The following is a 14,117-nucleotide window of genomic DNA, read 5'->3' on the forward strand; positions in this document are numbered from 1 at the left end:
TACCGGAAATAATATCATGCTTAAAACGCTATCGATTCGTACCGGCTTGCTCTCTTTACTGGCCGTTATGACCCTTCTGCTGCTGATTGTCAGCGGCATTGGCATTTATGCCCTCACACAGAGTTCTTCTTCACTGCAGCGTATTAATCACCTTCAGGGTGAGCAGATGGTGCAGCTTAATTCTGGCTATACGCTGATCCTGCGCGCGCGCAATGAGGCGGGCCAGGCCGTCCGCATGATGGAAATCGGCATGCTGGACGATGCGGCCAAAGCGGTAAAAAACATCAATCAGGAAGTTGCCCTGGCCCAGAAAACGCTGAAAGGCGTGATCGACGACGGCGTGGCTGACGAGCAGGGGCAACAGCTGCTCGACAAAGTGTCAGCCAGCCTGGCGACGTATAGCCAGCAGGGGATCAACCCGATGCTGAAAACCCTGAATGACCAGAGCGCGGACGGGTATTACGATCTGCTGGAGAAGACGCTGATCCCGGTGGCGAAGCAGTTTGATAACGATATGCAGGCGTTTCAGAAATGGAGCGAAGCGCGTGGTCAGGCGGAAGTGAGTGCCGTACAGTCGAGTAAAACCCGCGTGCTGATCCTGATTATCGTCGCAGCGCTGCTGACGGCGGGCATTATCGTGCTCGCGTGGCTGGTGCTGCGCCATATGCTGCTCCAGCCGCTCTCGGCCTCCATTGCTCAGCTGGAGAACGTGGCGGCGGGGGATTTAACCCATACGCTTGCCGCGCCCGCGAGTCAGGAGTTTAACCGCCTCAACGCGGTGATAGAGGAGATGCGACAGTCGCTGATGAACTCGGTAATGCGGGTACGCGATGCCAGCTCGCAAATTGACACCGGCAGCCGCGAACTGACCCTGGGAAACCGCGATCTTGCCGAGCGTACGGAATCCACCGCCACGTCGCTGGAGCAGACGGCGGCCAGCATGGAACAAATCACCGCGACGGTGAAACTCAACGCGGATAACGCCGAGCAGGCGCACCAGCTGGCGAAGTCGGTGTCCGATACGGCCGATCACGGCAGCGAAATGGTCTGCTACGTGATTGAAAAAATGCGCGATATCTCCGGCAGCTCGGCGCGCATCGCCGACATCCTGAGCGTGATCGACGGTATTGCCTTCCAGACCAATATTCTGGCGCTTAACGCCTCCGTGGAAGCGGCGCGCGCGGGCGAGCAGGGGCGTGGGTTTGCCGTCGTCGCGGGCGAAGTGCGAAACCTTGCCAGCCGCAGCGCCGACGCGGCGAAAGAGATCCGATCGCTTATCAGTGATTCGCAGACCCACGTTAACGAGGGCAGCGAGCTGGCTCAGCAGGCTGGCGAAACGATGGATGAGATCGCAACAGAAGTGCTGCGCATGACCAAACTGATGCGTGAGATTGCGACCGCGTCCCAGGAGCAAAGCCGCGGCATTGAGCAGGTGAATATTGCGGTGAATCAGATGGACGAAACCGCGCAGCAGAATGCTGCGCTGGTGCAGCAATCCTCCGCTGCGACCCGCTCCCTTGAGGAGCAGTCGCGTCAGCTTATGGAAGCGATGTCATCATTCAAAGTGACGACTCAGACCGCTGCATAATATTACTCAACCCCGGTACGTTCTGTGCCGGGGTTTTATTTTTCCCGGAATTAACTGCCGCAATATTATCGTGAATTTCACCCATTAATATTTCCAGCGAGCTGGTTAAGGCTAACGCTTTTTCCGTCGGTTCAAGATATAAACCTTTTCGGAAAAATAATGGTTCATCAAAGAGTTGATTAAAACGCTTTAAGGCCAGGCTCACCGCGGGGCGTGACATCTCCAGACGCAAAGAGGCTTTTGCCATGCTGCCGCAGCGGACGACTTCAATAAATACAGGGATAAGATTTAAATCAATGCCGGTATTAGCACGGGAATAATTGTTCATTGCGATTCTGCTCCACGAAATATCTATCAAACTGTTATGGAAATAATGCAGGAGCAGTGGTGAATATTAAAGCATGTTTTTTATAAACACTTATACGGTAAAATATATAAATGACCAGGGGAGCCAGAACGGCTCCCCTGTAGAGAGGTATTACGCGTCCGGGTACTCACGGATAAAACGTTCAACGTCTTCAACCATGTGGTTGTTGCCGACGAAGAATGAACGGCGCTGGTGAAGGCTTTCCGGCACGATATCCAGAATACGCTCTTTACCGTCGCTCGCCTTGCCGCCCGCCTGTTCGGCGAGGAATGCCATCGGGTTGCACTCGTACAGCAGACGCAGTTTCCCGTCCGGATGGCTGGCGGTGCTTGGGTAGAGGTAGATACCGCCTTTCAGCAGGTTACGGTGGAAATCAGCGACCAGAGAGCCGATATAGCGGGACGTGTAAGGGCGCTGGGTCGCTTTATCTTCTTCCTGGCAGAATTTAATGTACTTCTTCACGCCGTTCGGGAATCGGATGTAGTTGCCTTCGTTGATGGAGTAGGTGTTGCCCTTTTCCGGGAAGCGCATGCGTTCCTGGCTCAGACAGAAAACGCCCAGTGAAGGATCGTACGTAAAGGCGTGAACCCCGCATCCGGTGGTATACACCAGCATGGTGGACGAGCCATAAACGACGTAACCGGCAGCAACCTGATTAATGCCAGGCTGCAGGAAATCTTCTTCGGTCACCGGCGTGCCAACAGGCGTGACGCGGCGATAGATGGAGAAAATGGTACCGACAGAAACGTTAACGTCGATGTTTGAGGAACCGTCGAGCGGATCCATCAGAACAACGTATTTAGCGTGTTCACACCCTTCGAAAACAACAATTTCATCTTCTTCTTCAGAGGCGATACCCGCAACGATGTCGCGCGCGCGCAGTGCAGCTTTCAGTTTTTCATTTGCGAACAGATCGAGTTTCTGTTGAACCTCGCCCTGAACGTTCTCGGCACCGCTGGCACCCAGGATATCGACCAGACCGGCCTTGTTGATATCGCGGTGGATGATCTTAGCGCCCAGCTTTATTGCCGACAGCAAAGCAGTGAGTTCACCGGTAGCATGAGAGAACTCGTGCTGCTTTTCGACAATAAATTCACCTAACGTTTTCATAACACTTTCCCTGCATCTTTGTGAGTAGAGCGATTGTATGTTCACTAAAACGACTAAAGCCCAACAATCTTAACAAATATTCAAATAGTAGCGCAGAGGTGAATCGCGCCAGCAACATACGGATTTACCTGAAATGCGTTTCACAGCCGCTAACATGTGAGTAAAATGTGCGCCACATTGAAGAAGGATAGTGACGTATGCGCATTCATATATTGGGGATTTGTGGCACTTTCATGGGCGGACTGGCAATGCTGGCGCGCTCGCTGGGCCATGAAGTGACAGGTTCGGACGCCAATGTGTATCCGCCAATGAGCACACTTCTGGAAAAACAGGGCATCTCTTTAATTCAGGGCTACGATGCCAGCCAGCTGGATCCCGAGCCGGACCTGGTGATCGTTGGTAACGCGATGACCCGCGGCAATCCGTGCGTCGAGGCGGTACTGGAACGCAATATTCCGTTCATGTCCGGCCCGCAGTGGCTGCATGACTTCGTCCTGCGCGACCGCTGGGTGGTTGCCGTTGCCGGTACTCATGGCAAAACCACGACTGCGGGCATGGCAACCTGGATCCTCGAAGCCTGCGGCTACAAGCCGGGCTTCGTGATCGGCGGCGTACCGGGTAATTTCGACGTTTCTGCGCGTCTGGGTGACAGCCCGTTCTTCGTGATCGAAGCCGACGAATACGACTGCGCGTTCTTCGACAAGCGCTCCAAGTTCGTGCATTACTGCCCGCGCACCCTGATCCTCAACAACCTTGAGTTCGACCACGCGGATATTTTTGACGATCTGAAAGCGATTCAGAAACAGTTCCACCATCTGGTGCGCATTGTTCCGGGTCAGGGGCGCATCATCCTGCCGGAGAACGATATCAACCTTAAGCAGACTCTGGCGATGGGCTGCTGGAGCGAGCAGGAGCTGGTGGGCGAGCAGGGCCACTGGCAGGCGAAGAAACTCAACGCCGATGCCTCCGAGTGGGAAGTGCTGCTCGACGGTGAAAAAGTGGGTGAGGTGAAGTGGGGCCTGGTGGGCGAGCACAACATGCACAACGGCCTGATGGCCATTGCTGCGGCGCGTCACGTCGGCGTTCTGCCTGCGGATGCAGCCAACGCGCTGGGCTCGTTTATCAATGCCCGCCGCCGTCTGGAACTGCGCGGTGAAGCCCACGGCGTTACCGTGTATGACGATTTCGCGCACCACCCAACGGCCATTCTGGCAACGCTCGCCGCCCTGCGTGGCAAGGTCGGCGGCACTGCCCGCATTCTGGCGGTACTGGAACCGCGCTCGAACACCATGAAGATGGGCATCTGCAAAGACGATCTGGCGCCGTCGTTAGGGCGTGCCGATGAAGTCTTCCTGCTGCAGCCGCAGCATATTCCGTGGCAGGTGGCTGAAGTAGCCGACGCCTGCATTCAGCCTGCGCACTGGAGTGCGGACGTGGACGCGCTCGCGGATATGGTGGTGAAAGCCGCTCAGCCCGGCGACCATATTCTGGTGATGAGTAACGGCGGGTTCGGTGGGATCCATCAGAAGCTGCTGGACGGTCTGGCGAAGAAAGCGGAAGCGGCAGCCGACGCGTAAAAAAAAGCCCGGTGGCGCTCGCGCTTACCGGGTCTACGTTCTTTTCTCCCTCGCCCCTTCGGGGTGAGGGGAACGAATTACTCTTCGTTCTCAGACAGCTCGCGCAGATACTGGAAAATCAGGCGCGCGGACTTCGGCGGCTTATTCCCTTCTTTCTCTTTCTTCGCGTTGCGGATCAAGGAACGCAGCTGCTGGCGGTCGGCATCCGGCCACAGGTTCAGCACTTCCGGCACGGCATCATCACCCTGTTCAATCAGACGATCGCGGATCTGCTCCAGCTTATGAAACAGCGCAACCTGCTGATTGTGGCGGTTTTTCAGCTTGTCCAGCGCCTGGCGGATCGGATCGACGTCGCGCTGACGCAGCATTTTCCCGATAAGCTGAAGCTGGCGACGACGGCCTTCTTTTTTGATTTTCTGTGCCAGTTCAATGGCATCGCGCAGATCCTGGTCGAGCGGGATCTTATCCAGCGCGTTTTTACCCAGTTCTACCATTTCCGCGCCAAGCTGTTTTAACTCTTCGGCGTCACGTTTAATTTCACTTTTACTGACCCAGATGATCTCATCATCTTCGTCTTCGATGTCATCACCGGGAACGTCGTTGAGCCAGTCTTCGGGCTGCTTAGTCATGTCAGGCTCCTTAAAAAAAGAGGCTAATGTTACCAGTTAAGACGCGCACTGAAAAACGGTTCTCTGTTAGACTTCAGATAACTCTCTCTTACAGTATGGCATTTGCGATGAAAGTAACCTCACAAGTTGAAGCGCAGCGTAAGATTCTTGAAGAAGCCGTCTCCACCGCGCTGATGCTTGCTTCAGAAAAATCAGATGGCGCCGAAGTGGCGGTCAGCAAAACCACCGGCATCAGCGTGAGTACCCGCTATGGTGAAGTGGAGAATGTAGAATTCAACAGCGATGGCGCGCTTGGGATCACGGTGTATCACCAGAATCGCAAAGGCAGCGCGTCATCCACCGATCTCAGCCCGGATGCCATTGCCCGTACGGTGCAGGCGGCGCTGGATATTGCCCGTTATACCTCTCCGGATCCTTACGCAGGCGTGGCGGATAAAGATCTGCTGGCGTTTGACGCGCCGGATCTCGATCTGTTCCACCCGGCGGAAGTGACCCCGGACGAAGCGATCGAGCTTGCCGCGCGCGCCGAGCAGGCTTCCCTGCAGGCCGACAAGCGCATCACCAATACCGAAGGCGGCAGCTTTAACAGCCACTACGGCATCAAAGTCTTCGGCAACAGTCACGGTATGCTGCAGGGCTACTGCTCTACCCGTCACTCGCTCTCCAGCTGCGTCATCGCCGAAGAGAACGGTGACATGGAGCGCGACTACGCCTATACCATTGGCCGCGCGCTGGGGGATTTGCAGTCTCCGGAGTGGGTGGGTAAAGAGTGCGCCGAACGCACGCTGTCTCGCCTGTCGCCGCGTAAACTCTCCACCATGAAAGCGCCGGTTATCTTTGCCAACGAAGTGGCGACCGGTCTGTTTGGCCATCTGGTGGGCGCTATCGCGGGCGGCTCCGTTTACCGTAAATCGACCTTCCTGCTCGACTCGCTGGGCAAGCAGATCCTGCCGGAATGGCTGACCATCGAAGAGCATCCGCACCTGCTGAAAGGCCTGGCCTCCACGCCGTTCGACAGCGAAGGCGTGCGCACGGAGCGTCGTGACATAGTGAAGGACGGCATTCTGACCCAGTGGCTTCTGACCAACTACTCCGCGCGCAAGCTGGGGCTGAAAAGCACCGGGCACGCGGGCGGTATTCACAACTGGCGCATTGCCGGGCAGGGCCTCAACTTTGAGCAGATGCTGAAAGAGATGGGCACCGGTCTGGTGGTGACCGAGCTGATGGGTCAGGGCGTCAGCGGCATCACGGGAGACTACTCTCGCGGCGCGGCGGGCTTCTGGGTGGAAAATGGCGAAATCCAGTATCCGGTGAGCGAAATTACCATCGCCGGCAACCTGAAGGACATGTGGCGCAATATCGTTACTGTCGGTAACGATATTGAAACACGCAGCAATATACAGTGTGGTTCTGTATTACTCCCGGAAATGAAAATCGCCGGACAATAGAGATAGCGTTTTGTTAATAATAAAAAAGGAAGTGAGCAATGCGTAAACATCTGTTAGCGATCGTCGCGGCTTCAACGCTGGTTCTTGGCTCTTCTGCGTTTGCTGCCGATCTTGAAGACGACATGGGCATCCTCGGGCAAAACCTGAAGGTGGTGCAGAAAACCGACAATGCGGCGGAAATGAAAGACGCGCTGACCAAAATGCGTGAAGCGGCGCTGGACGCACAAAAAGCGACGCCTCCAAAGCTGGAAAGCAAAGCGGCAGACAGTGCAGAGATGAAAGACTACCGCCACGGCTTTGACGTGCTGGTCGGCCAGATCGACGGCGCGCTGAAGCTGGCTAACGAAGGCAAAGTGAAGGAAGCCCAGGCGGCAGCCGAGCAGTTTGTGACGACCCGTAACACGTATCACAAGAAATACCGTTAACCGATCGCGCATCTGACAAACAACCAGCGGGGGCCAGCGGCCCCCGTTTTTTTTACGCGGTAATAAGTAAACCCTATCGCCATCACATTTTTGCGTCACCACGCCTGAACGTTTCGTTTCCCCGACGCGCGTTTTGCCGCTGGAATACGTGATATTCATCACGCGAATACCGTCATTAATTCAGATTCACCGCATTTATGTGGCACAGATCACTGCCGCGGCTCGCCTTTCCACTTCGAAGTGGAAAACAACTCGCTACAAACAATTCCCCCCCAACGTTAGTTTTATTCCAGAGCCATTAACGGGGTAAGACCAGTGATTAACGGAGCGGTAATGAACGACGTTGGGGAACAGGCGGAGCAAACAGAAAAGCTCGCGAACACCATGCTGCAGCAGGTTTATGCCCTGCTGGCCCGGAACAACATCATCCCCAATGCGGTACAGGAGCAGATGCTCACCTCCCACGTGCGCGCCATGGCGCACCGGTCCGTGACCGGCGAGCCGCTGCCGGAGGTTGAAGCAGAGCTGTTTGACGAAATTTCACCGGATTCAATGCGGCTCGCCCGTGAAGTGGTCGCGCAGTTTGGCAATCTTCCTGATGAAGAAGCCTGGCTGCTCTCCGTTCACTTTGAAGTCGCGAAAGACAACCTTTAAGGAGCAACACATGGAACAGATTACAGTCGTGATTGGCGATCGCCTGGGTAAAGGTCAGAAAGTGGCTGCCGGTGTGGAAAAAGCAGGTGGACGCGCGGTGGTCGTGCCGGGCATGGCGGCGGACATGAAGCTCGGCGACATGATGAAAGCGGAAAACGCCACCTTCGGTATTTCCTTTTGCGGCAGCGGCGGCGCGGGCGCTATCACCGCCCAGACCAAATATGGCTACAAAGCGAAATACGGCATGCGTTCCGTGGAAGAGGGCGTGACCGCCATCAACGAAGGCTGCAACGTGCTGGGCTTCGGCTTTATGGATAAAGAAGAGCTGGGCGAGCGTCTGGTGCAGGCGTGGCAGAAGAAATACGGCGCATAAGCATGAAAGAACAGTTCACAACCACGGTGAGAGTGAAGGGCAAAGGCGACGCCAAAGCGCGCGCCTTTGCCGACGCGCTCAACCACGTTCAGGCCGCGGTGATGAAAGCCTCACCGCATATCTTACTGCGTATTGAGCCACAGGATGTGCAGGTCGTTCAGGCGCAAGAAGCGGTGCGTAAAGAAGCGTTTCTGTTCTTCTTTCTGCGCCGGGAAAGACGCACCTACAGCGTGGAGCTGGATGTGACCGTCAACGTGACCGCTATCAATCTTGACCAGGTGGATTTCGTCACGCAACGCTGATTATTCATAAAAGGGCAGACTGATGTTCTTAATTATATTAATAAAATCGCTCATCATTGGCGGCCTGGTTGGCGTCGGTGTCGGAGCCGGGGCTGCACGCATGTTTCATGCGCCTACCACTCAGGGTATGGGCGCGTTTCGTACGTTGGGGGAACTGAACTCCTGTGAAGGTGATCCGGCGTCCCACTTCTCCTTTGGGTTAGGTTTCTTCTTTAACGCCTGGGCCTCTTCCGTGGCCGCAGGTGCCTTCACACAGGACGTTGACCACCGCATCATCCCGAACTGGGGTGCTGCTGCACTGATGATCAAAAACCGTAACGTCGGCGAAACGCTGCACGACCCGCGCAAAATGGCGATTGCCTGCGGCCTGATCGGCATGATTGTCGTGACCTTCCTTAACCTTACCGCCTCCTCCGTGCCGGCTGCCCTTCAGGTCACCGCCGTGAAGGTGCTGGTGCCGGCGGCAAACCTGCTGGTGAACACCGTGATGCCGGTGATCTTCTGGCTGGCGGCTATCGATGCGGGTAAAAAATCGGGCTTCTGGGCCACCATTTTTGGCGGCGCGGCGCAGCTGATTATGGGGAACGCCGTACCGGGCCTGGTGCTGGGGATCCTGATCGGTAAAGGCGTGGAAGAGAGCGGCTGGAACCACGTCACCAAAGTGATGATGGCGGCGATCGTCCTGCTCTTCGTGCTGAGCGGCTTCTTCCGCGGCTTCGACATGAAGATGATCGAATCCTTCCATCTGACCGTGCCGAACTGGCTCGACATGATCCACAACTCGCTCAGCGGTAAATAACAGGAGCCTCTAAATGGAACAGAATAAAGGTTTTTGGTATGCCGACTGGTCGTTCCCGATCTTCGTTGGCCTGCTCTCTTCCGGCGTGTTTGCCGGGACGCACATGTACTACCTCTACGGCATCGGCGCGTTTAACGAAGTGGCCTTCGTGGCGATGCTGAAAGCGGGCATTGATACCGGCGTTTACGGCGCGGTGGCGGCGTTTGGCGCGAGCTTCCTGTTCGCCCGTATTATCGAAGGGTCGCTGGTTGGTATTCTCGACATCGGCGGCGCGATCCAGACCGGCGTGGGCCTTGGCGTTCCGGCGCTGCTGCTGGGCGCGGGGATCATGTTCCCGGTGACCAACTTCATTGCTTCGCTGATCACCGGCCTGGTGATTGGCCTGGCGATTGGCTACGTCATCATCCTGGCGCGTAAGTTCACTATCAACCAGAGCAACTCCACCTACGGCGCAGACGTGATGATGGGCGCGGGCAACGCCTCCGGCCGCTTCCTCGGGCCGTTGATTATTCTCAGCGCCATGACCGCCTCCATTCCAATCGGCGTCGGTTCGCTGGTGGGTGCGCTGCTGTTCTACATCTGGCAGAAGCCGATTACCGGTGGCGCTATCCTCGGCGCGATGATTCTGGGCTGGCTGTTCCCGGTCGCCCTTTAATACCCGCGGGCGCTCCGGCGCCCGCCTTTTCAGGAGATCCTCATGTTTGATTTACTCCTGCGCCGCGCGCGCCTCGCCGACGATACCCTGACCGATATCGCGATTCAGGACGGGAAGATTGCCGCGACGGGCGACATTGACGCTCCCGCTCGCAAGACGGTTGATCTTAACGGTGACGTGTTCGTCAGCGCAGGCTGGATTGACTCCCATGTACACTGCTATCCGAATTCCCCGATTTACCACGACGAGCCGGACAGCGTGGGCATTGCCACTGGCGTCACCTCCGTAGTGGACGCGGGCAGTACCGGTGCCGACGATGTGGACGATTTCTATGACATTACCCGCAGGGCCTCCACTGAAGTCTTTGCCCTGCTGAACATCTCCCGCGTGGGGCTGATTGCCCAGAACGAGCTGGCCAACATGGCCAATGTTGATGCCGACGCGGTGAAGCAGGCGGTGAAGCGCCACCCTGATTTTATCGTCGGCCTGAAGGCGCGCATGAGCAGCAGCGTGGTCGGTGACAACGGCATCACGCCGCTGGAGCGCGCGAAAGCGATTCAGAAAGAGAACGGCGACCTGCCGCTGATGGTGCACATCGGCAACAACCCGCCAAATCTCGACGAAATCGCCGAACTCCTGAGTTCCGGCGACATCATTACCCACTGCTATAACGGCAAGCCTAACCGCATTCTGACGCCCTCGGGCGAGCTGCGCGCCTCCATTTCCTCCGCCCTGAAGCGCGGCGTGCGTCTGGACGTCGGGCACGGTACGGCGAGCTTTAGCTTTGAGGTGGCGAAACGCGCCATCGCGATGGGTATTCTGCCGCACACCATCAGCTCGGATATCTACTGCCGCAACCGCATCAACGGCCCGGTGGGCTCGCTGGCAAGCGTGATGTCGAAGTTTCTCGCCATCGGCATGTCCTTACCGCAGGTGATTGACTGCGTCACCGCGAACGCCGCCGACGGCCTGCGCCTGGCGCGCAAGGGCCGCATTCAGCCGGGTCTCGACGCCGATCTGACGCTATTCACCCTCAAACATCAGCCGACGGTGCTGACGGATGCCGAAAACGACAGCCTGCAGGCTGAATACATTCTGGTGCCGCTTGCCGCGATCCGCGCGGGCAAGGGCTACATGACCGAACAAGGGAGCACGGAACATGCCTTCGATTTATGAGAAGTACAACTTAAAGCAGGTGATCAACACCTCTGGCCGCATGACGGCGCTCGGCGTCTCCACGCCGCGCCCGGAAGTCGTGCAGGCGGCGATGGACGGCATGAATCACTATTTCGAGATGAAGGATCTGGTCAATAAAACCGGGGATTACATCGCGAAGCTGCTGGACGTGGAAGGGGCGACGGTGGTTTCCTGCGCGTCGGCGGGCATTGCCCAGTCCGTGGCGGCGGTGCTGGTAAAAGACAGCGACTGGCTGCTGGAAAACCTGCACGTCACACCGATTGAAAATAACGAAATCGTCCTGCCGAAAGGCCACAACGTGAACTTTGGCGCGCCGGTGGGCACCATGGTGGCGTTGGGCGGCGGCAAGCTGGTGGAAGCGGGCTACGCCAACGAATGTTCCGCCGATCAGCTGGCGGCGGCAATCACGCCGCGTACGGCGGCGATCATGTACATCAAATCTCACCACTGCGTGCAGAAAAGCATGCTCAGCGTCGAGCAGGCGGCGGTTATCGCACGTAAACACGACTTGCCGCTCATCGTCGATGCCGCGGCGGAAGAAGATCTGCACGTGTACTACCGCGCCGGCGCGGACCTGGTGATCTACAGCGGCGCGAAGGCGATCGAAGGCCCCACCAGCGGTCTGGTGATCGGCAAAACCCGGTACGTTGAGTGGGTGAAGCGCCAGACGGCGGGGATTGGCCGCGCCATGAAGGTGGGTAAAGAGGGCATTCTTGGCCTGACCTGCGCCATCGAACACTATCTGACGGCCACCAAAGAGAGCGGCGCCGAGATGGTGGCGAAAATGACGCCGTTTATCGAGGCGCTCAACACCCTGAACGGCGTTACCGCACGCGTGGTCTGGGACAGCGCCGGACGCGATATTGCCCGCACCGAGATTAAGTTCGACGAAGTCACGACCGGCGTCGGCACGGGCGATCTGGTGGCGAAGCTGAAGCAGGGCGAATACGCCATTTACTTCCGTGGCTACAAGGCCAACGAAGGGATAATCGAAGCGGACGTGCGCAGCGTGAATGCTGACCAGCTGAACATCGTGTACCGCCGCATTAGCGAAGTGTTAGGACAGGAGAAAAACGCATGAAACTGACCCCCAACTTTTACCGTGACCGCGTCTGCCTGAACGTGCTGGCCGGCTCAAAGGCCAACGCCAGCGCTATTTACGAGGCGGCGGAAGGTCACGTGCTGGTGGGCGTGCTCTCCAAAAACTACCCGGACGTGGCGAGCGCTGTTGCTGATATGCGCGAATACGCGAAGCTGATTGATAACGCGCTGTCTGTTGGGCTGGGCGCGGGCGACCCGAACCAGTCGGCGATGGTGAGTGAAATCTCCCGCCAGGTGCAGCCGCAGCACGTTAACCAGGTCTTTACCGGCGTGGCCACCAGCCGCGCGCTGCTGGGGCAGAATGAGTCCGTGGTCAACGGTCTGGTCTCTCCGACAGGCACCGTTGGCATGGTAAAAATCTCCACCGGCCCGCTGAGCAGCAAAGCGCCGGACGGTATCGTGCCGGTTGATACCGCGATTGCCCTGCTGAAAGATTTCGGCGGCAGCTCCATCAAATACTTCCCGATGGGCGGCCTCAAGTACCGTGACGAGTACAAGGCGGTAGCGGAAGCCTGCGCCCGCCACGACTTCTGGCTGGAGCCGACCGGAGGTATCGATCTGGAAAACTATGAGGAGATCCTGCAGATCGCCCTCGACGCGGGCGTGAGCAAGATCGTCCCGCATATCTACAGCTCGATTATCGATAAAGCCAGCGGCGATACGCGTCCGGAAGACGTGCGTACGCTGCTGGCGATGACGAAGAAGCTGGTTAAATAAAACAAAACTAAACCGCACATACCTGAAGGAGCCACCATGCACACCCGTACCCTGCTTGTCGCTTCACTCTCAATGTTCGCCACCGCCGCTGTCGCCCAGACGCAATACGCCTGGGTGGGTACCTATAATCCGAACGGTGAAGGGCTGTACCGTTTTACTGTTAACCCGCAAACCGGCGCGCTGAAAGATAAAACGCTGGTGAGCAAACTGCCGAATGCGGCGCAGTTGACCCTTTCACGGGACGGCAGAACGCTGTATCTGGCAAGCGAAGTGGAGCAGGGCGTGGTGCAGGCGCTGCGCGTCGGCGATAACGGTGAGCTGAGCGAGCTGAATCAGGTGGCCTCCGGCGGTGCGGGGCCGGTGTATCTCTCCCTGACGCCGAACGGCAAGCATCTTCTGGTGGCGAACTACGTCAGCGGAAGCGTCGCGGTGCTGCCCGTTAAAGCAGACGGCAGCCTGGGGGAAGCCACGGACAAACGTCAGGATCAAGGCGAACCGGGCGCGGCGAAGCCGGAAGCTGCCGTCGAGGGCAGTTTCGCGATCAGCGATCATAACGGCCCGCATGCGCACATGATCGCCGCCGATCCGAGCGGGAAATACGTGTTTTCGACCGATCTTGGGCTGGATCGCATCTATCAGTACCGCTTTGACGATCGGACAGGAAAGCTGACGCCGAACGATCCGCCGTTTATCAGCGCCTCCTCAAAAGGGGCCGGGCCGCGCCACTTTGTCTTTACGCCAAAGGGCGATGCCCTGTGGCTGATTAACGAAGAGGCGTCTACGCTCACCCGGTATACCGTGAACGCCAACGGCACCTTAAAAGAGGGCAAAACAATTTCAGCCCTGCCTGAAGGTTACAAAGGCACCAGCTTTGCTGCCGGTCTGGCGTTAAGCGCAGACGGCAAACAGCTGTATGTGGCTAACCGTTTGCATAACAGCATCGGGCACTTTACCGTAACGGCGGAGGGCACGCTGACGCATCAGGATGACGTGTGGACGCGTGGTGATTATCCCCGCACCCTGACGCTCGATAAGCAGGGACGCTGGCTGTACGTCATGAACCAGCGCAGCGACAACATTACCCGTTTCCGCGTGGCGCAGGACGGGAAATTGAGCTTCGAACCGGACTATACCCCGGTCGGCAGCCCATCCCAGATGGTCATTTCACCTTAAGC

Annotated in this window: 16 protein-coding genes; 13 read left to right on the forward strand and 3 right to left on the reverse strand. The window is 57.4% G+C overall.

The annotated features are described in order from the left end of the window. Window positions 1-16: 16 nt before the first annotated feature. Window positions 17-1,588, forward strand: a complete 1,572-nt coding sequence (locus FOY93_RS02350) for a methyl-accepting chemotaxis protein (RefSeq protein ID WP_133293645.1) — start codon at window positions 17-19, stop codon at window positions 1,586-1,588. Here the strand turns inward: FOY93_RS02350 and FOY93_RS02355 are convergent. Together FOY93_RS02355 and fbp are read right to left on the reverse strand one after the other, a co-directional pair. Next, window positions 1,560-1,916: a helix-turn-helix domain-containing protein gene (locus tag FOY93_RS02355; RefSeq protein ID WP_133293646.1), complete on the reverse strand. Its 357-nt coding sequence runs from the start codon at window positions 1,914-1,916 to the stop codon at window positions 1,560-1,562. The genes FOY93_RS02350 and FOY93_RS02355 overlap by 29 nt on opposite strands. Before the next feature lie 150 nt (window positions 1,917-2,066). Then, window positions 2,067-3,065, reverse strand: coding sequence for a class 1 fructose-bisphosphatase (gene fbp / locus FOY93_RS02360; protein ID WP_023310178.1), 999 nt, complete (start codon window positions 3,063-3,065; stop codon window positions 2,067-2,069). A 197-nt stretch (window positions 3,066-3,262) separates the two neighbouring features. Here fbp and mpl point away from each other — a divergent pair, with 197 nt between their 5' ends. Then, on the forward strand, window positions 3,263-4,642 hold the full coding sequence (gene mpl, locus FOY93_RS02365; protein ID WP_111965364.1) for a UDP-N-acetylmuramate:L-alanyl-gamma-D-glutamyl-meso-diaminopimelate ligase: 1,380 nt from the start codon (window positions 3,263-3,265) through the stop codon (window positions 4,640-4,642). Window positions 4,643-4,719: 77 nt separating this feature from the next. Here mpl and yjgA read toward each other — a convergent pair whose 3' ends face one another. Then, complete coding sequence (yjgA, locus tag FOY93_RS02370) at window positions 4,720-5,271, reverse strand: ribosome biogenesis factor YjgA (RefSeq protein ID WP_143344578.1); 552 nt, start codon at window positions 5,269-5,271, stop codon at window positions 4,720-4,722. 95 nt (window positions 5,272-5,366) lie between these two features. Here yjgA and pmbA point away from each other — a divergent pair, with 95 nt between their 5' ends. From pmbA to FOY93_RS02425, 11 genes are all read left to right on the forward strand, one after another. After that, window positions 5,367-6,719: a metalloprotease PmbA gene (gene pmbA, locus FOY93_RS02375; protein WP_008501413.1), complete on the forward strand. Its 1,353-nt coding sequence runs from the start codon at window positions 5,367-5,369 to the stop codon at window positions 6,717-6,719. Window positions 6,720-6,757: 38 nt separating this feature from the next. After that, a complete protein-coding gene (cybC, locus tag FOY93_RS02380) occupies window positions 6,758-7,144 on the forward strand; it encodes a cytochrome b562 (protein ID WP_008501412.1) in 387 nt (128 codons plus the stop codon). Window positions 7,145-7,459: 315 nt separating this feature from the next. Continuing rightward, entirely contained in the window at window positions 7,460-7,798 is a 339-nt protein-coding gene (locus tag FOY93_RS02385) for a glycine dehydrogenase (protein WP_136195702.1), read from the forward strand. 10 nt (window positions 7,799-7,808) lie between these two features. Then, entirely contained in the window at window positions 7,809-8,171 is a 363-nt protein-coding gene (locus tag FOY93_RS02390) for an SFCGS family glycine-rich protein (protein ID WP_010427372.1), read from the forward strand. 2 nt (window positions 8,172-8,173) lie between these two features. Further along, on the forward strand, window positions 8,174-8,473 hold the full coding sequence (locus FOY93_RS02395) for a DUF4312 family protein (protein ID WP_006810338.1): 300 nt from the start codon (window positions 8,174-8,176) through the stop codon (window positions 8,471-8,473). 22 nt (window positions 8,474-8,495) lie between these two features. Beyond that, window positions 8,496-9,272, forward strand: a complete 777-nt coding sequence (locus FOY93_RS02400) for a DUF4311 domain-containing protein (RefSeq protein WP_024907277.1) — start codon at window positions 8,496-8,498, stop codon at window positions 9,270-9,272. A gap of 13 nt (window positions 9,273-9,285) precedes the next feature. Next, window positions 9,286-9,927 carry a DUF4310 family protein gene (locus FOY93_RS02405; protein WP_003856081.1) on the forward strand — a complete coding sequence of 214 codons (642 nt, stop codon included), beginning with the start codon at window positions 9,286-9,288 and terminating at the stop codon, window positions 9,925-9,927. A gap of 42 nt (window positions 9,928-9,969) precedes the next feature. Continuing rightward, entirely contained in the window at window positions 9,970-11,103 is a 1,134-nt protein-coding gene (locus FOY93_RS02410) for an amidohydrolase/deacetylase family metallohydrolase (RefSeq protein ID WP_047174653.1), read from the forward strand. Next, window positions 11,087-12,205 carry a DgaE family pyridoxal phosphate-dependent ammonia lyase gene (locus FOY93_RS02415; protein WP_143344579.1) on the forward strand — a complete coding sequence of 373 codons (1,119 nt, stop codon included), beginning with the start codon at window positions 11,087-11,089 and terminating at the stop codon, window positions 12,203-12,205. Before FOY93_RS02410 ends, FOY93_RS02415 begins: the two co-directional genes overlap by 17 nt. Further along, window positions 12,202-12,942 carry a 2-dehydro-3-deoxy-phosphogluconate aldolase gene (gene dagF / locus FOY93_RS02420; RefSeq protein ID WP_136195699.1) on the forward strand — a complete coding sequence of 247 codons (741 nt, stop codon included), beginning with the start codon at window positions 12,202-12,204 and terminating at the stop codon, window positions 12,940-12,942. Before FOY93_RS02415 ends, dagF begins: the two co-directional genes overlap by 4 nt. A 36-nt stretch (window positions 12,943-12,978) precedes the next feature. Continuing rightward, the gene (locus tag FOY93_RS02425) at window positions 12,979-14,115 is read left to right on the forward strand and encodes a lactonase family protein (protein WP_136195698.1); all 1,137 of its coding nucleotides are present in this window, start codon (window positions 12,979-12,981) and stop codon (window positions 14,113-14,115) included. Window positions 14,116-14,117: the final 2 nt, after the last annotated feature.

Source organism: Enterobacter sp. 18A13, assembly GCF_007035975.1.
In the GTDB taxonomy this organism is placed as follows: domain Bacteria; phylum Pseudomonadota; class Gammaproteobacteria; order Enterobacterales; family Enterobacteriaceae; genus Enterobacter; species Enterobacter vonholyi.

Bases quoted from the DNA above. Each gene is read 5' to 3' on its own strand.
- FOY93_RS02405 (WP_003856081.1), top strand. From the start codon at position 9,286: ATGGAACAGAATAAAGGTTTTTGGTATGCCGACTGGTCGTTCCCGATC.
- FOY93_RS02350 (WP_133293645.1), top strand. From the start codon at position 17: ATGCTTAAAACGCTATCGATTCGTACCGGCTTGCTCTCTTTACTGGCC.
- FOY93_RS02400 (WP_024907277.1), top strand. From the start codon at position 8,496: ATGTTCTTAATTATATTAATAAAATCGCTCATCATTGGCGGCCTGGTT.
- mpl (WP_111965364.1), top strand. From the start codon at position 3,263: ATGCGCATTCATATATTGGGGATTTGTGGCACTTTCATGGGCGGACTG.
- yjgA (WP_143344578.1), bottom strand. From the start codon at position 5,271: ATGACTAAGCAGCCCGAAGACTGGCTCAACGACGTTCCCGGTGATGAC.
- FOY93_RS02425 (WP_136195698.1), top strand. From the start codon at position 12,979: ATGCACACCCGTACCCTGCTTGTCGCTTCACTCTCAATGTTCGCCACC.
- FOY93_RS02415 (WP_143344579.1), top strand. From the start codon at position 11,087: ATGCCTTCGATTTATGAGAAGTACAACTTAAAGCAGGTGATCAACACC.
- FOY93_RS02410 (WP_047174653.1), top strand. From the start codon at position 9,970: ATGTTTGATTTACTCCTGCGCCGCGCGCGCCTCGCCGACGATACCCTG.
- FOY93_RS02395 (WP_006810338.1), top strand. From the start codon at position 8,174: ATGAAAGAACAGTTCACAACCACGGTGAGAGTGAAGGGCAAAGGCGAC.
- fbp (WP_023310178.1), bottom strand. From the start codon at position 3,065: ATGAAAACGTTAGGTGAATTTATTGTCGAAAAGCAGCACGAGTTCTCT.
- dagF (WP_136195699.1), top strand. From the start codon at position 12,202: ATGAAACTGACCCCCAACTTTTACCGTGACCGCGTCTGCCTGAACGTG.
- FOY93_RS02355 (WP_133293646.1), bottom strand. From the start codon at position 1,916: ATGAACAATTATTCCCGTGCTAATACCGGCATTGATTTAAATCTTATC.
- FOY93_RS02390 (WP_010427372.1), top strand. From the start codon at position 7,809: ATGGAACAGATTACAGTCGTGATTGGCGATCGCCTGGGTAAAGGTCAG.
- pmbA (WP_008501413.1), top strand. From the start codon at position 5,367: ATGGCATTTGCGATGAAAGTAACCTCACAAGTTGAAGCGCAGCGTAAG.
- cybC (WP_008501412.1), top strand. From the start codon at position 6,758: ATGCGTAAACATCTGTTAGCGATCGTCGCGGCTTCAACGCTGGTTCTT.